Consider the following 14,833-nt stretch of genomic DNA (forward strand, 5'->3'; position numbering starts at 1 on the left):
CACCCCCCCCCCCCCCCCCCCCCCCCCCCCAACCCCCCACCCCCCCCCCCACCCCCCCCCCCCCCCCCCCCCCCCCCCCCCCCCCCCCCCCCCCCCCCCCCCGCGTCTGTGCTCATGCCTGCCGCCGCTCGTCGGTGACGAGGGGGCAGGGGCTGGCGGGGTGGTCAGCGACGGGCGATCTGTCCGTTCTTGGCCCGGGTGCGGCCGTGCAGCTTGTCCAGGACGTCGCCGAGGACGGACAGGGATTCGGAGTCGGCGTAGGCGACTTGGTCGGTGACGGTGAGGGCCTGGAGGGCCGGGGCGAGCTGCTGCGTCAGGGCGAGGGCGTCCGGCAGGTCGGCGGCGTACATCGACTGCCCGTATTCGGTGCCGTCCAGATCGATCAGAAAGTGTGGCTGCGGGTGGGGGTGCGACCGGAAGTGGACATCCAGGATGAGCGGGGTGTTGTAGAGCTTGCCGGCGCCGAACCACGGCACGAAGCCAGCGGCTTTGCGGGCTTCCTCGTAGCTGTTGCCTCGCTCGACAGGGACAGGGTCGTTTTCCAGGCGGGTCCAGGTGCCGCTGGAGTACAGCCAGGGGCCTGGGACTTGCTGCGCGTTGTCGGGCACGGGCACGTTCCTCACGAAGTGGACTGGGACGGGGCGGAGGGGCGGGGCGGCTCACAGGGAGGCGGACGGCCTGCGGGGCGGGGGCAGGGCGCGCAGCAGTTCCCACAGGGGCCGCGAGCCGGCCGCCCACACGCCGAGGGTGTGGCGGTCGACGACGTGCAGGCGCTGTTGCTTGGCGAAGGTGACGGCCGGTCTGCTCACCCGGCCGTTCGTCACGATGACCGCGATGTCGGCGCCGTGGACCTGGCGGGCGGTGCCGTTGAGGACCTGCAGGTCCGGTGTGCCGACCGCGGACCCGGCCGCGCCGTTGCGGCGGTGTTTGCACTGGATCACCCAGCGCCGTCCGTAGGGGTCGGTGGCTTTCACGTCGGCGCCGAGGTCTCCGCCGCCTCCGACGCGGATTGCGTCGCGGCAGCCGTCCCGGCGCATCAGTTCGCGGACCGCGTCCTCGAAGCGCGAGTGGTGCAGGGCGTCGAGCTGGGCCAGGCCGTAGCGCAGGCCCTGCGCGCGGACCGCGTCCCACCGTGCCCGGTGCTGCTGGCGGTAGAGCCACCCGCCGCCGGTGAGTACCGCCAGCGCGGCGACGGCGGCCAGGGCCCACCAGTGGGCCAGCAGCCAGTGGACGGCGGCCACTGCCAGGGTGAGGAATGCGACGGCGGCCACCAGGAGGCCGATCAGCCGGTCCTGGGCGTGCTGCCGTCGCCTGGCCGGCCGACGGGGGCGCCGACGCGCCGTCGGGCGCCTGGACGCCGGCGGCCGCCGTTTCCGTGCGCGGGGGCTCATCGGCCGGCCTGGGTAATACCGCTGGCGAGCTGCCCCAGCGCGTGCAGGATGCCCTGGCCTACCGGAGTGGGCGCGATCAGCACACCCAGCGCCAGGACGATGACGACGGTCACCTTTTCATCGAAGCGGCTGCGCGACTGCGTGCGGCGGCGCAGCCGCACAATGACGATGACGGCCAGCAGCAGCGCCAGGTTGATGGTCAGCAACCGTCCAGCTCTCCCCCGCAGTCGGCATCACGAGCGGCAGAAAACCGCCCAGACTTCCTTGTGTAGCGGGGCTGCGGGGAGGAGAGTGCGAGTTTTCCGGCAGTTGGCACAAAGGCATCGCAGTGGCCGAATACTGCAGTGCCGGCTTGTCGCGCGGCGCGTGCGCCGTGCGGTCAGTCGGCGGACATCGCGGTGCGCAGGCGGTCGGCGGTGGCCCGTGCGGCGGCCTGGACGGCGTCGTCCGCGCTGGTGTGGGCGACGTCGTCCAGGAGCGCCACGGCGGCCTGCAGGACGCCGACGTGCACGGGGACGGTCTCCAGCGCGGCGAGCGCGGCGGCGGCCCGGCCGGCGGGGGTCGCGGGCGGTGTCGGGGAGGGGATGACCTGGGCTACGCCGCGCCCCAGGGCGCGGTCGCGGTGGGGCTGGGAGGAAGTGGGTGTAGTCACCGCGTGATTCTCCCTGAGTGCCGGGTGGCCCGCGGCTTGCGGGTGCTCTTGCGGCGGTCGCGCAGCGCGGCCAGGACGTCGTCCGGCTCGGGCGTCGTCCGGGCGCCGAGGTAGCGGATGCCGTCGCCGGCGGGCGGCTGTCCGGCGGCCTGGCCGGGGACGGGGTGGCGGCGGCTGGTGGAGGTGTACCAGCCGTAGCGCTCGTCCCACACCAGCGCCGGTACGGGTGCCCCGGCCCCCAGGACCAGGGTGGCGGCGACCGCGGAGGCGTCGAGGGTCAGGAGGTGCGGCCCGTCGGTCACGGGGATGCCGACCGCGGCCAGGGCCTCGGCCACGCTGTTCAGGTACGGGGTGGCCTCGCGGGCGCGCTGCTGCGCGGGGACGAGGGCGAGGGCGCGCCGTACGGCGGCGGCCGGGTAGCCGAGGCCGGCGGCGGCCTCCTGCGGTGTCAGGTCCGGCTCGTCGTCCAGGCGGTCGGCGATGCGGTCCGCGCGGGCAGCGCTGAGCGCGTACTGCGCGGTCCACTCGTGAACGCCCAGCCGGTCGGCGGCGGTGGCGGCGGTGATGGCCGGATCGGCGTCCAGCAGGGCCTTGACGCGCGCGGACATCTCCTCGCGCGGGACCTGGTCGCCGGAGCGCTTGGGACGTCCGCCGGCGCCGGTGCCGGGGCCGGGGCGCGCCTGGTCCCAGGCGCGCACGATGCCCCGGGGCCAGTGCTCCACTCCCCCGACCTTGACCATGTGCTCGGCCAGGGCCGGCTCCTTCTTGTAGACGTCCCAGGAGCGGGGCGAGACCGGGCGGGCCAGCGCGGCCGCGGCCTCGTGCCGGTCCAGCAGGTCGGCGTCGTCGTCCTGGTCGGGCAGGGCGGGGACGGGGTCGCCGGCGTAGTAGGCGTCGGTCTGCTCGGCGTCGAACAGGATCGTCTGTGCGTCCGGCGAGCTGACCGGCGCAGGGAAGCCGTCGGCGCGGTAGTCCTTGCGGTTGAGGTAGGTGCGTCTGGACACGCCCCGCTCGGCGGCGAGGTCGGCCAGGGTGCGCACGAGGTGGCGGCGTCCGGCGCGGATCATCGGGTGCTCCTGGTGGCGGGCAGGGTGCCGGGCGCGCCGTCACCGGGTGACTCGGGATGGGCGCGCACAGCAGTGTGAAAAAACTGTATCGGTAGAGAGTCACCAGGGGCAACGCCGGCGGGCTCCGGAGTGTCGCCCCGGGGCGGGCCGCGGGCCCGTAGACTGGGGCCAGATTCGCGGCGGGTCTCCTGTGACCCGCGGTGTATCGGGTCGGCCGGTGCCCGTGCCACCTGCGTTCGCGCAGACTGAGGGCGCCGGCCCTTTGCGTACGGCCGAAGGCCAAGCGCGCAGGGCGGGTTCGCCAGCCGGGTAAGGCGGGCCCGTCAATGCCGTGACCGCCGAGGGCTGCGTGTCCCCCGGCGGACGACGGTACGTGTGCCAGCGTGCGATCCATCTCGCACGTCCAGGGATGCCGCGTATGCGGATCACTTACGGATGAAGCGAATTGAGTGGAAACGCTCCCATGCGGATTGCTTGCTCGTGCCCAGCGCGCGGGCGATCTCTTCCCAGGAGTAGCCGCTGTTCCTGGCGGCCCGTGCGGCGTTGTTCTGCCACCGCTCGGCGTCGATGCGCAGCATGGTTGCGGCGTGGAGGGCTGCCAGAGGGCGGAAGTCCTGGCCTGTCCAGGCGGGTGCCGTGAGACCGGTCACGGCTTCCTCCAGTTCACCGATCAGCCGCTGAAGGTGTTCCGGGAGGGTGTTCATGAGGGCGACTTCGGCGTGATGCAGCCACTGCGCGTACAGCGCCGGTTCGTCCGCTTCGGGGTAATCGAAGTCGGCCGGGCGGCGTGGCCCTTCCCATCCGCAGAGGCACGTGGCCCGGATGCCGACCGCGCGGGGCCGCCCGTCGGCGCCGTCGTACTTCAGGCTCCACGCCCACGGCAAACCGCGCGCATCGGCCGCCTCGCCGTCTTCCCAGTTGTCCGCGGGGGCGTTGGTGCCGCCCGGCAGGACGGCGACCACGAAGCCTTCGTGGTGAGTGTCGCTGTCCTTGATATCGCGGTCAGCGTCGTCGTCCTGGTGAATCCAGCCCATGCCCAGCTCCTCGTCGTGTCCGATCCCTGCGGCCGGAACGATCGTCAGGGTTCCCTGACGGCAATGTAGCCGTCAGGGAACCCTGACGGGGGCGGTTTGTGAACCGGATCGAGCTGGGTCGGCCAGCACGATGGGGCGGCCGCCCGTTCAGGCAGCCGCCCCATCGCAGGTCAGACAGGCCCGTCATCCATGGGGGAAGATGTCACCGGGCCCCGTACAGAACCCGTCGATCTGGAACGAGCGGATCTCCTCGAACTGCCAGCCGGTGCGGATGGCGTAGTGGTCATTGAACGCCTTGTTCAGCGCGTTCGTGGTGGCCTCGTCGTTGCCGCTGAGGAAGGCGTCAGTGGACCCGGACATCACGTCCCCCCGGAAGTTGATGTTGACCTCGCGCCAGCGGGTGTCCTTGCGCTTTCCGGTGTCCACCGACACCTTCGCGTTGATCGACAGGTGAGCCCCCTCGGTCGACATCCGCTTCGCCCGGCGCCCGTTCATCGCGTTTTGACGGGCGGTCGGGGAGGCGAGGACGGCGTCCGCGAGCCTGGCCTGATTGCCCTTGGGCAACCGCTCGGCCCGGTGCTTGTCGGCGGCCGCATCGGTCAGCTTCGCGATGTGCGCGGCCTTGCGGGCCCCGATCGGCTCGCCGCGCCGCTCGGCCCGCAGCCAGCCCTGGACGGTGCGTGGCTTGACCCCGGCGGCGCGGGCCGCCTGGTCCACACCACCGTAGGTGCGCACCGCATCGGCGGCCGTCCTGGGCACGGCCCGGTCCTCGGCCCGAATCCAGTCTTTGACCGTACGGGGCGTCACCCCGGCCAGCCGGGCGGCCTCGTCCACCCCGCCGATCAGGTCGGCCTGCTCCCGTACCGAGCGCGGGAACGCCTTGCCGATGAAGGCCCCCCACAGAACCACACCCGGATTCTTGATTCCCATCAGATGCTCCAGTCCTCGGCTGCGGTGAAGGCGTCACCGGTGGGGAACCAGCCCTGCCGGGACTTGAGGTGCTGGAAGATGTCTTCAGCCAGCGCCGCCCCCTCGGGCTTGAAAGCGCCCAGGTTCTGCGATTCCAGCTTGAGGCCGGGGACGGCCGTCTCGAAACAGGGGTCGTCCACGACGTAGTACAGGCAGTCCGTTTTCACCGCGATCGGCCACAGACCCGTCTGCTTGCCCACGCGCAGGATGTTGCGGGTGAGGTTGGCCTGCTGGGCGGCCATGGCGGCCTGCTGGACGTCCGGCCGGAACGTGATCGCATCGGGGGCGCCGTCGGTGCCGCGCAGCAGGCGGCTGTTGAACAGGCCCAGCGAGTGCGTGTAGACGTCCTTGACGGTGGCGGCAACGGTCTCGTCGGTGTCGGCGCTGAGCTGCTTGCGGGCGGCGCGCAACTGCTCGTACCAGGGCTCCAGCATCCGGTAGTGACGGTGCCACACGTACGCCTCGCGGATGTCGAGGTCCAGTCCCAGGTCCTTGCGCGCGTAGTCGAGGGTGGGCGTCCAGTACCACCGCAGTTCGTCATCGGCCGGCGGAACGCCGTCCTTGGGCTGCGGCCCGAACGGGTCGAAGGTGCCCCAGTGCTCGAAGGGCAGTCGCCGGGCCAGGGCGAAGGTGGGCACCTTCGGGTCGAACGTGAAGTCCTCCCCGGCCACGTGGGTGTACGCGCCGCGCCCGACGGACAGCGAGCCGCACACCGACAGGTAGGAGGCGCGGGCGTCGTACGCCAGCACATAGCGCCGCTTGCGCTCCTCCGGGGTGGGCTGGCGGTCCCACAGCTGCGCGACGTACACGTTGCGGCGGGTCAGCAGCGCCTCGGGCAGCTGTACCCGCTCCATCGGGGCGGCCTTGCCGCCGCCGCGCTCGGGGCGAAGTGCCTTCAGCAGCTCGTGGCCGGTGCTGCCGGGAGAGCGCCGGTAGGTGATGCCGACGGTGTCGGCGAGCTGCTGCACGCGCCGGGCGAGCACCGCAGGCACGGGATCGTCCTGCAGGAACCGGTCACCGAAGAAGATCACGTGCGGGACGATCACCAACTGGGCGCTGATGTTGGTGGTGCGGCCTTCCACCTCGCGGTAGATGCGCAGCGGGGTCCCCCACTGCCGGACGGTCCATCCCTCGGCACGGGCGCGGGCCAGGAACGGGTGGTCCTCGTGCTGCTTGAGGAACGCCTTGCGCTCGTCGGCGGGATCGTCACCCGGGATCGGCAGGTCCAGGGCCTCGGCCAGGGCCTGGGTGATGTAGATCTGCCCGTCGTCCGGGCGCCAGGCGGCGCTGCGGCCGGAGCCGCGCGCACCGCCGCCGTGGCCCAGACCCAGATCTTCGGTGAGCTGGGCGAAGCGCCCGGCGTGCAGCTCCTCCAGTGGCGGCAGCGGCTCCGTGGTGCCGTCGGGGAAGTGCAGCAGGCCGTCAGCGTCGGCGACGGCAACGGCAGCCCGCCACGGCGTGGTCACACGCCCCGGGGCCTCGTCCTGGTGCTGCGGTGCGAATGCCTCCTCTTCCAAGTCGTCGGCATCGAGCTGCCCGTCCGCAGGCTCTGCCGAGGACGGGACGGCGTCGCTCGCGGCGGGTTCGGGACGGAGAGGCTCAGCGGTCACCGTGGACGGTGCGGGTGCAGTGGCCACCGGCTGTGCCTCGGCCTCGGGCTGTGGTGCCGGAGCCGGTACGGGCGTGGCACGTGTCGGGGCGGGTGCCGGGTCCGGTGCAGCGGCTGGGGTGGGGGTGGTCAGCGCGGACAGGTCGAAGAGCGGGTCGGCCTGCGGAGCCGGCGGCGGGGTCGGCCGGTCGGGGCCTGCGGGCTGGCCGGGGGTGTCCCCGCCGTCGGGGTCGGTCAGCGCGGTGGCGGGCATGTCCCACACCCGGCGCCGGCCATGGCCGGGCATTGGGTGGCGCGGCTTGACCCATCGACCGCGTCCCCCCTTCGTCTTCTCGTACTCAACCCTGATCACGCCTGCCTGTCGCAGGGCATCGGTCAATACGGTCGGGGTCGCGGTGAAAGCGGTCTCCAGCTCATTGGCGATGCGCAGTACCACGCTGGTGGCGGCCTCGTGATCGATCCACAGGCGTTCCTCTTGGCTGCCGTCCTGGTTGGTCTCGATCGTCACCACCCCGATTTGGACTCCTCCGGCGCGCAGGGTCGGTGTTCCGGTGGGGTGGGCCGGGTCGTTGGCGGAGTCGTCGGTGACGTGCCAGCCGTAGCGCAGGGCAGTTTGCCGGTCGGCCGGGCAGTTGCCGTCAGGGCCGGTCAGGTAGGCGCGATGCGTGCTAAATGCGGTGTTCAGGTAGCTGAGCAGCCTTCGGTGCATCATCACGTTCTCCAGCAGTGTCTGTTCCCGGTCGCAGGCAGTCAGCAATCCCTCCCATACCGTGTTCCACGTCGTGGCGACGTCTTCCGGACTGGCCGCGCCGATCTCCAGCAAGTAGCGCAGCAGCATGTGCCAGCCACTGGCGAACTGCCCAAGGTGTTCGGCGGGGCGGTCGCCTGCATAGGGGCGAAGGTAGAGGGCGTAGTCGGCGGCCAGTCTGCGCACGGTCCGGCAGTGCGTCTCGTAGTCGGCGGCGATCCACTGAATGTAGCTGGCCATCAACAGCGAGCAGTCGTGTGCAATGGCCGGGTCTGACAGCGTGGCCAACATGCTGATGTCGATCTCCGCGCGGTCCAGCTGGAGGGTGAGCATCCGCTGCTGGGCCGACTCCGTCGAAGCCAGGACTTCGGAGGTCTGGATGAGAGAGCCGCGCGGGCCGCGCTGCTCGTCAAGGTCCGATTCTCCGTCGACCTGCCGCAGGCGTACGCGTCCCTCACCGTTGTACTGGGTGCGGCCGAGGCGCGAGGTGCGTACTGAGGCGTCTTTGACGCTCTTGTCGGGCGCACTGTCGTCGCCCAGGATCAAGGTGTCTTTCATCCGGTAGAGCACTTCGGTGGCACCGAGTTGGGTGGAGCCGGTATCACTGATCGACAGCAGGCTCTCGGTGCGGTGCAGTTCCGGAGCGACGTGCCGCAACACGGTGGTGGCGACGCTGGTCTTTCCCGACCCGGGCAGGCCATAGAGGCAGATGGAGCTGGGGGTTCTGCCGAACGGCGCACGGAAGAGCAAGCCCATCATGGGCACGACCGCGAAGGCGGGCAGCAGGTTCGGGATGTTCGTGCTGGTGATCGCGGCTTCGCAGACGAGGGCGGTGTCGGTGGTGGGTGCCGGCAGCCCCATCAGGGCCAGGCGGCCGGGGAACCGGGTGCGCAGCGGGACATGTCCGCCCGCGGTGATCCCGCCGTCCGCGTGCACGTACATCCATCCGGCCTCAGTGCGCCGCCAGCCGGTCGCGGCGTAGACCGGGACACGTACCGCGTCCGGCGATACCGCGCGCACCGCGGCGGCGAGCTGGGCGGTGTTGCTGCGGGTGGGCGGACGGGTGTAGACGTCCGGCCAGGGCAGGTCATGCAGCCACGAGCCGTCATCAAAGGCTTTGCGGCTGACGCGCATCAGGGCGGGCCGGTCGAGGCGCTTGGGGTGCACGAGCTGCAGTACGTAGTGTGTGGTGGGCGGGGTGTCGGCGACGTCGACCAGGGCCTGGTCCTCGTCGTCCTCGCGCCCGGGGACGGCAGCGGGCTTGTGCGTCTTGGCGTCGCCCAGGTCGCGGGTCTCCACCCGCACGATCTGCGCGAAGCAGCCCAGGATGGTGTCGAAGCTGACGTCGAACTGCATGACACCGTCGGGGTCTTCGCCGACCGGCTTGCGGGTCACCTTGACGATCTCGCCGTGCCGGATGGCGTAGACGTCGCGGCGGTTGGGCCGTCCGTCGTCGCCGGGGATCGGCTCGCCCTCGTACAGCCGGGGGGCGGCGGTCTCCTTCGCCGCGGCGGCCGCGGTGGGGTGCGTGAGCACTTGGGCGCCGCCTTCGTCACCGGCGGCCTGCTCGGTGTCCTCGTCCGGCTCGGGCACGGGGATCAGGTCATCGAGAGCCAGGCCCGCCTGGCGGTGGTCGGCGAGGTCGGCCCCCTTGGTCTCCAGCGGCGTCTGCAGCACGGTTACCGAAACGGCGTCGGCGAGCAGCGCGTCACGGGCGTCGTAGGCGGCCTTGTAGCCAGCGGCGTCCCGGTCGGCCAGGATGACCACGTGCTGACCGGCGAGCAACGGCGTGTGGCCCGGATTCCAGCGGGTCGAGGCGGAACCCGGCTTGGTGGTGGCCAGCAGCCCGTACGCCTCGGCTGCTTCCACCGCCTTCTCGCCCTCGCACAGGTAGACCGTCGACCCCTTCGGGGCGTCGGCCAGCTCGGGCGTGCGGTACAGGGGCGGGTTCTCCGGCATCCGGCGCTCGGTGCCCACTCCGTCCTCCGCCGGACGCTCCCAGGAGATGCGCTTTCCCGGCTTGACGCCGTCGGCGCGGCATACCGGGCATCCCGAGCATTCCCGCCTAATCTTGGTGCCGACCAGCTCACCGTCCGCGGAGACGTAGGCGTACCGAGCGACCTCGGTGTAGCGGCCGCTGCACTCGGGCCGCTGCTTCTTCTTCGTCGTCTTCGCGGCGGGCTTGCCCTTGGTGGTGGCCTTGGAGGTGCGGCGGGCGCGCGGGATGCTGATGCGCCGGGCCTTCTTCTCCTCGGGCATCGGGTCGTCGTACAGGTCAGCCAGCGTCAGGCCCAGGGCGGCAACCACGTCCTCGGTGTGACACCCGGTGTGGCAGTAGATGACCGTCTTCCGGTCGGCCGGCTTGTAGTCGACCGCCAGACTCGGCTCCCGGTCCTCGTGAGCCGGGCACTGGAATTTCGCCTTGTGTGTTCTTAGGTATGCGGATCGTGATCCGCAGGACTCCAGTGCGGTGATAATGCGGACAAATGAGGCCGCCGTCTCGGCAGCGGGGAGGTACATGGGTATCCTCGGGGGTGTTGGGCAGACACGCACCCGACCGTTCGCAGCGGTCAAGCGCCTTGCTTGCTGGTGGGGCAGACGACGAGAGTCGTCAGGGGTGTGCGGTCAGCTTTGCTGCTGGGTCTCCGGGTGGTGCCGGGGGCCCAGTGGTTTTTATGGGCTCATGCGGCGGTGGCATCCTGGTGGTGGTATGTGCTAAGGACCTGCTGTGACTCGATGGCTTCGATGCGAAGCTTGGTCAGCTCCTGAGTGAGGCGTGCGGCCAGAGAAGGGTCCTCAGCCTGCAAACGGAGAAGCGCGCGCGTGACTTCGGACGTGGAAGCGCGGTTGACCTTGCGCGCTCGGTCCAAATGAGCGAAATCCTGCGGCGGCAGGTCGGCTGTCACCCGTTTGCTGTTGTGGCTCGCTGCTGTGGCCTTCATCTGGTCCCCATCCCTGTGCTCTCAAGTACTGATCAGGCACTGAAGTAACTACTGACCCTAGCTGTGCGTGCCCGATCATGGAAGCGCGGGGGTGCGTGTCGTCAGCGTTTTTTTGAGGGAACGTCACGTTGCGCAACAAGTGGGGGTAACGGGGCGGCGCGCGCCCGCGTGTTCAATGGAGGCCGCACAGAGCGGCAAAGCTGGGTGTAAACGGCAACTAAGGGGGCTCGGGTGGCTGTTCATGAAGTGGTGAGGGTCAGGGTGGGGGCCGATGGCGTCGCCTGGGTCGACGGGGCGCGCCTGGCGCCGCCGGAGGGTGGGCGGATGCCGGAGCAGGCGCGGGTGGCGGCGCTGCGGGTGGTGGCCGAAATGGCGGAGCCGGCGCGGCCGTTGAAGGTGGCGGCGACGGACCCGGACGGGTCGGTGTGGCATCTGCTGGTCCATTCCGACGGGCGGGTCGAGGACGCGAGGACCGCGCAGCGGGAGGCGGCTGACCCGGTGGCTCAGGGGGTGCCGGAGGAGTACCGGGCCCGTACGCGGGTCATCACTGCGGCGTGCGAGGCGGGGCGGTTCGCGGTCGCGGCCCGCCTCGCGGAGGAACTGCGCACCGAGGCCGCCGACGAGCGGGGTGTGGATCACCCCTGGGCGCTGCAGGCGGCGGAGTTGCACGGGTACGTGCTGATGCTGTCCGGGGACGCGCCGGATGCCGCCGAGGCGTATCTGGAGGCGGCCCGCGGCTGGGTGGAGCGGGACGGGCAGGCGTACCGGACCGCCGTACGGCACGCATACCGGTGCTGGCTGCAGGTAGCCGATGCGGCGACGGCCGTCTGGGTCGGGGAACAGGTTGTGGCGGTGGCGAGGCTGGGCGGGGAGAGCGCGGCGGGGGTGCTGCGGCTGGCCCTGGGGCGCCTGGACGGCCTGCACGAAGGTGCTGTGTCCTGACCGCGCGGGGCTCATCCGGGGGCCTTCTCGTGGGGGCACCGGACCCCCGGCCACAGTCAGAGGGTGTTGGGCAGACCTGTGGCCGGGGGCATCCGGTGGCGGGGGTGGGTCGGGTGAGTGTTGGGCAGACACGACGGCACCCCCGCGTGGGCGGCGGAACACTGGATTGGTGTCCCGCCGCTGGGACCGGGCGCCCGCCCTCATGGGGCGCCCGGCGGTCAGTGGGAGTGGTGCGGGACGGCGTCCAGTAAGTCGTCCAGGCCCGTGGTGCCGTGTGCGGACACGCGCTCGGCGTGGTGGGCTAGGGCGACGGCGTCCGCGTCGGCGATGGCCTGGCGCAGCGGGCGCAGCGCCCGGTAGAGGCGGTCAGTGACGGTCTCCGCGCGGCTCACCTGGTAGCGGGCGTCGGCAGGGTCGCCGGCCTCGGTCGCGGTCTGGACGGCGGTGTGCAGCTCCGCCAGGAGGTGCGCCTGGGCGGCCCGCAGGCGGTCCAGGTCCGCCGGGCGGTAGTCCGCGGATTCGAGCTGAGGCGGTCTCATCGAAGGTCGCTTTCGTCGTGCAGGGGCGGGTAAGGCGGGTCAGCAGGCGACAGGTCGGCGATCAGCGGGTTCCATTCGCAGCCCCCGCCCAACGGACGCAGCCAGGCGCGGTCACGCTGGCGCTCGTCTCCACGCGGCGAGCCGATCGCCATCACCTCACCAATGCATCCGCGCCGCGTGTCATAGGCCGGTGCATTCCTGATCAGCCAGGCCGGAGCGTGGGTACGGTCGTCCTCCATCGACTGCCGGCGCGGATGGCCAGGCCGGTCTGAGAGGCCGATCAAATCCCAGTCAGGCATGAGTGATCCCAGGAGAAGTGAGTGGTCCGGTGTGCTTCTCCAGGCTGTCGCGATCACGGTCCGGGCGGTAGGCAGTATCCCTGCCACAGCACCGAAATTGCACCGAAATTCCGGCCCTGACCTGTGTGCTTGAGTGCCAGACTGAGGCCATGGCTTACCTGAACGGCATTCCCGCCACTTCGACCGACCTGCAGGCCCTCGCCCTCGTGCCCTACGGCCATTTCACGAGTATGCGAGCCGACGGCCAGCGCATCCGGGGCCTGGCCCTGCACCTGGAGCGCCTGCAGAGCGACTGCCGGGCAGTCTTCGATACGGACCTGGACATCGACCAGGTCCGCACGTACGCGCGGCAGGCCCTGGACGGGCAGGACGGTGCCCCGTGCGTCGTGCGGGTGACCGTCTTCGATCCCGCGCTGGAGATGGGCCACCCAGGAGAGGATGCGCATCCCGGCGTCCTGGTGACGGTTCGGCCCGCCGGCGCCATGCCGCCGCCCGCGATGACGGTGCGCACCGTGCCGTTCAGCCGAGAGGCCCCCGAGATCAAGCACATTGCCCTGTTCGGCCAGCTCCGGGCACGCCGGCAGGCCCAGCGCGCGGGGTTTGGCGACGCGCTGTTCGTCGAGGCGGACGGGCGGATCTCGGAGGGCGGCACCTGGAACGCGGGCTTCGTGGCCGGGGACGGGACCGTGGTCTGGCCGGAGGCCCCCGTGCTGCCGGGAGTTACCATGCGCCTGCTCCAGGACGTGCACCCTCAGACGGTCACAAAGCCGGTGACGCTCGATGACCTGCCGCAGATGCGCGCGGCCTTCGCGACCAACACGTCGATCGGCGTGCGGCCGATCACGGCCGTGGACGGTCAGGAGCTCCCCGCAGATGACCCGGTGATTAGCGAACTGCAACGGCGCTATGCCGAGATCCCGGGCGCGAAGCTGTAACCGTAGGGCGGGAGTTGAAGTTGACCAAGGTGTATGCCAGCAGCAGAGCAGGGGAGGGGCTGTGCCGGTCGTAACGCAGTGGACGGGGCGGGAGACGCGGGCGTTACGTCTGGCCATGCGGGCGTCCCTGGTCGACTTCGGGAAGCTGCTCCAGGTCTCTGACCGGATGGTGACCAACTGGGAGAGCGGCGGCACTGCGGTGGTCCCTAGGCTGATCAACCAGGCGGGCCTGGACCGGCTGCTGGCGACGGCAGAGCGCGACGTGTGCGCGCGCTTCGTCGGGCTGCTGGACAGCAGTCCGGCCATGCCGCACCAGGTGGTGGTTGAGGACAGTGCGCTGCCGCCCCAGCCGGTCGGCGAGTACGTACGGCATCCCCGCGACGGGAAGCTGATGGCGTACGTCCCGGCGGGCGTATTCCTGGCGGGCTCGGAGGGCGAGCCGGAGTGGGCGGACGCCTACTGGATCGACGCGCACCCGGTTACGAACGCGGACTACGCGCGGTTCTGCGCGGCGACCGGGCACACCGTGCCCCGGCACTGGGAAGGCGGGCGGTGTCCGCGTGCCCTCTACGATCACCCGGTGGTGTGGGTCTCCCACCAGGGTGCGTCCGCCTACGCCCAGTGGGCGGGCAAGGTGCTGCCCACTGCGCTCCAGTGGGAGAAAGCGGCCCGCGGCACCGCAGGCCACGCCTGGCCGTGGGGCAACCAGCGGACGCCGGCGAAGGCGAACGTCAGGGAATCCAATATCAACACCACCACCCCTGTCAGCTGCTACCACAGCGGCGTCAGCCCGTTCGGCGCGTATGACATGGTCGGCAACGTATGGGAATGGACATCGACGCAGACCACCGTCGGCCGCTACGAGCTGAAGGGCGGTGCCTGGACCACGCCGCTGTTTCGGGGGGAGCCGTCGTCGTACAACGACGCTTCGTTGACGATGGACGACGATGACACCGGTTTCCGGTGTGTAGCGGTGGACGGGATGCCGACGCCATCGGTGAAGTAGCTGTGGCGCGTGAGGGCCCGACCGGATGCCGGTCGGGCCCTTGCTTTTGCAGTACTCCCCTCCCCCGGCCTGCTGGGTCCGGCTACCGTCGGGGTATGCCGGAAATCCGCATTGAGGTCAGCGACGAGGTCTACGAGGAGCTGCAGCGGCAGGCCGCCGGGCAGCATGTGCCCGCTGAGCAGGTGGCTCAGGAGCTGCTGACGGCCGACGTCGTCCGCGCGACCTTCGACCGGGCCGCGGCCGAATTCATCAGCGAGCACGGTGCCGCGTTCGCGGAGCGCTTCGGCGGCCCGGCCAGCGGGCACGCGGCCTGATGTCCTTCATCCTGACCATTGACGAGGCGTGGCTGCTGAGCGTCGCGCAGACGTACCTCCAGGCCGACCCGGACGTCACTGATTTCGGAGCGCTCGCCGCTGCGGTGGCACGTCACCGGCACGAGGTGATGGGCACACTCGTTTACACCGAGGTTCACCACCGCGCGGCGGCCCTGCTGCACAGTCTGGTCCGGGTGCCGGCGCTGGAGCACTCCAATCAGCTCTTCGCGGCCGCGGTGGCGTACGCCTACCTGCGGGCCAGCGGGCAGACGGTCACGGTGGACTCGCATACGGCCGTGAACCTGGCCGCGCGGGTGGATGCGGGGCTGGACGTGCGCGCCGTGGCCGAGCACCTGCTGGCCTGGTCGGGGTCCTGAATTTTCGGC

16 protein-coding genes are annotated in these 14,833 nt (G+C 71.0%); 5 read left to right on the forward strand and 11 right to left on the reverse strand.

Annotation, left to right across the window (positions count from 1 at the left end; translation table 11 throughout):
• Positions 1–164 precede the first annotated feature (164 nt).
• From ACZ4Z1_RS38280 to ACZ4Z1_RS38320, 9 genes are all read right to left on the reverse strand, one after another.
• The gene (locus ACZ4Z1_RS38280) at positions 165–608 is read right to left on the reverse strand and encodes a hypothetical protein (RefSeq protein WP_468491299.1); all 444 of its coding nucleotides are present in this window, start codon (positions 606–608) and stop codon (positions 165–167) included.
• Between the two features lie 51 nt (positions 609–659).
• The gene (locus tag ACZ4Z1_RS38285; RefSeq protein WP_468491300.1) at positions 660–1,391 is read right to left on the reverse strand and encodes a restriction endonuclease; all 732 of its coding nucleotides are present in this window, start codon (positions 1,389–1,391) and stop codon (positions 660–662) included.
• On the reverse strand, positions 1,388–1,597 hold the full coding sequence (locus ACZ4Z1_RS38290) for a hypothetical protein (protein WP_468491301.1): 210 nt from the start codon (positions 1,595–1,597) through the stop codon (positions 1,388–1,390). The genes ACZ4Z1_RS38285 and ACZ4Z1_RS38290 overlap by 4 nt, the downstream gene beginning before the upstream one ends.
• A gap of 173 nt (positions 1,598–1,770) precedes the next feature.
• The gene (locus ACZ4Z1_RS38295) at positions 1,771–2,043 is read right to left on the reverse strand and encodes a hypothetical protein (RefSeq protein WP_468491302.1); all 273 of its coding nucleotides are present in this window, start codon (positions 2,041–2,043) and stop codon (positions 1,771–1,773) included.
• A complete protein-coding gene (locus ACZ4Z1_RS38300; RefSeq protein WP_468491303.1) occupies positions 2,040–3,110 on the reverse strand; it encodes a DUF6292 family protein in 1,071 nt (356 codons plus the stop codon). The genes ACZ4Z1_RS38295 and ACZ4Z1_RS38300 overlap by 4 nt, the downstream gene beginning before the upstream one ends.
• Positions 3,111–3,535: 425 nt before the next feature.
• Positions 3,536–4,144: a hypothetical protein gene (locus tag ACZ4Z1_RS38305; RefSeq protein ID WP_468491304.1), complete on the reverse strand. Its 609-nt coding sequence runs from the start codon at positions 4,142–4,144 to the stop codon at positions 3,536–3,538.
• Between the two features lie 183 nt (positions 4,145–4,327).
• The gene (locus ACZ4Z1_RS38310; RefSeq protein WP_468491305.1) at positions 4,328–5,074 is read right to left on the reverse strand and encodes a hypothetical protein; all 747 of its coding nucleotides are present in this window, start codon (positions 5,072–5,074) and stop codon (positions 4,328–4,330) included.
• Positions 5,074–9,990 carry a hypothetical protein gene (locus ACZ4Z1_RS38315; RefSeq protein ID WP_468491306.1) on the reverse strand — a complete coding sequence of 1,639 codons (4,917 nt, stop codon included), beginning with the start codon at positions 9,988–9,990 and terminating at the stop codon, positions 5,074–5,076. The genes ACZ4Z1_RS38310 and ACZ4Z1_RS38315 overlap by 1 nt, the downstream gene beginning before the upstream one ends.
• Positions 9,991–10,151: 161 nt before the next feature.
• Positions 10,152–10,412 (reverse strand): hypothetical protein, encoded by a 261-nt coding sequence (locus tag ACZ4Z1_RS38320; protein ID WP_468491307.1) that lies wholly within the window; start codon positions 10,410–10,412, stop codon positions 10,152–10,154.
• Between the two features lie 231 nt (positions 10,413–10,643).
• Between ACZ4Z1_RS38320 and ACZ4Z1_RS38325 the strand changes: the two genes are divergently transcribed.
• Positions 10,644–11,354 (forward strand): hypothetical protein, encoded by a 711-nt coding sequence (locus ACZ4Z1_RS38325; RefSeq protein WP_468491308.1) that lies wholly within the window; start codon positions 10,644–10,646, stop codon positions 11,352–11,354.
• Positions 11,355–11,572: 218 nt separating this feature from the next.
• Here ACZ4Z1_RS38325 and ACZ4Z1_RS38330 read toward each other — a convergent pair whose 3' ends face one another.
• Both ACZ4Z1_RS38330 and ACZ4Z1_RS38335 read right to left on the reverse strand, forming a co-directional pair.
• Positions 11,573–11,893 carry a hypothetical protein gene (locus tag ACZ4Z1_RS38330; RefSeq protein WP_468491309.1) on the reverse strand — a complete coding sequence of 107 codons (321 nt, stop codon included), beginning with the start codon at positions 11,891–11,893 and terminating at the stop codon, positions 11,573–11,575.
• Positions 11,890–12,192 carry a hypothetical protein gene (locus ACZ4Z1_RS38335; protein ID WP_468491310.1) on the reverse strand — a complete coding sequence of 101 codons (303 nt, stop codon included), beginning with the start codon at positions 12,190–12,192 and terminating at the stop codon, positions 11,890–11,892. Before ACZ4Z1_RS38335 ends, ACZ4Z1_RS38330 begins: the two co-directional genes overlap by 4 nt.
• A 149-nt stretch (positions 12,193–12,341) precedes the next feature.
• Between ACZ4Z1_RS38335 and ACZ4Z1_RS38340 the strand changes: the two genes are divergently transcribed.
• From ACZ4Z1_RS38340 to ACZ4Z1_RS38355, 4 genes are all read left to right on the forward strand, one after another.
• The gene (locus ACZ4Z1_RS38340) at positions 12,342–13,127 is read left to right on the forward strand and encodes an aminotransferase class IV family protein (RefSeq protein ID WP_468491311.1); all 786 of its coding nucleotides are present in this window, start codon (positions 12,342–12,344) and stop codon (positions 13,125–13,127) included.
• Positions 13,128–13,188: 61 nt separating this feature from the next.
• Positions 13,189–14,133 carry an SUMF1/EgtB/PvdO family nonheme iron enzyme gene (locus tag ACZ4Z1_RS38345; RefSeq protein ID WP_468491312.1) on the forward strand — a complete coding sequence of 315 codons (945 nt, stop codon included), beginning with the start codon at positions 13,189–13,191 and terminating at the stop codon, positions 14,131–14,133.
• Positions 14,134–14,228: 95 nt separating this feature from the next.
• Positions 14,229–14,447, forward strand: coding sequence for a hypothetical protein (locus ACZ4Z1_RS38350; protein ID WP_468491313.1), 219 nt, complete (start codon positions 14,229–14,231; stop codon positions 14,445–14,447).
• Positions 14,447–14,824, forward strand: a complete 378-nt coding sequence (locus tag ACZ4Z1_RS38355; RefSeq protein ID WP_468491314.1) for a fic family toxin-antitoxin system, toxin component — start codon at positions 14,447–14,449, stop codon at positions 14,822–14,824. The genes ACZ4Z1_RS38350 and ACZ4Z1_RS38355 overlap by 1 nt, the downstream gene beginning before the upstream one ends.
• Positions 14,825–14,833 lie beyond the last annotated feature (9 nt).

This window comes from Streptomyces sp. NPDC030165 (assembly GCF_055573595.1).

Excerpts from the sequence above, each read along its gene's own strand:
- ACZ4Z1_RS38350 (WP_468491313.1), top strand. The coding sequence starts at position 14,229 with ATGCCGGAAATCCGCATTGAGGTCAGCGACGAGGTCTACGAGGAGCTG.
- ACZ4Z1_RS38315 (WP_468491306.1), bottom strand. The coding sequence starts at position 9,990 with ATGTACCTCCCCGCTGCCGAGACGGCGGCCTCATTTGTCCGCATTATC.
- ACZ4Z1_RS38300 (WP_468491303.1), bottom strand. The coding sequence starts at position 3,110 with ATGATCCGCGCCGGACGCCGCCACCTCGTGCGCACCCTGGCCGACCTC.
- ACZ4Z1_RS38330 (WP_468491309.1), bottom strand. The coding sequence starts at position 11,893 with ATGAGACCGCCTCAGCTCGAATCCGCGGACTACCGCCCGGCGGACCTG.
- ACZ4Z1_RS38320 (WP_468491307.1), bottom strand. The coding sequence starts at position 10,412 with ATGAAGGCCACAGCAGCGAGCCACAACAGCAAACGGGTGACAGCCGAC.
- ACZ4Z1_RS38310 (WP_468491305.1), bottom strand. The coding sequence starts at position 5,074 with ATGGGAATCAAGAATCCGGGTGTGGTTCTGTGGGGGGCCTTCATCGGC.
- ACZ4Z1_RS38305 (WP_468491304.1), bottom strand. The coding sequence starts at position 4,144 with ATGGGCTGGATTCACCAGGACGACGACGCTGACCGCGATATCAAGGAC.
- ACZ4Z1_RS38285 (WP_468491300.1), bottom strand. The coding sequence starts at position 1,391 with ATGAGCCCCCGCGCACGGAAACGGCGGCCGCCGGCGTCCAGGCGCCCG.
- ACZ4Z1_RS38355 (WP_468491314.1), top strand. The coding sequence starts at position 14,447 with ATGTCCTTCATCCTGACCATTGACGAGGCGTGGCTGCTGAGCGTCGCG.
- ACZ4Z1_RS38335 (WP_468491310.1), bottom strand. The coding sequence starts at position 12,192 with ATGCCTGACTGGGATTTGATCGGCCTCTCAGACCGGCCTGGCCATCCG.
- ACZ4Z1_RS38340 (WP_468491311.1), top strand. The coding sequence starts at position 12,342 with ATGGCTTACCTGAACGGCATTCCCGCCACTTCGACCGACCTGCAGGCC.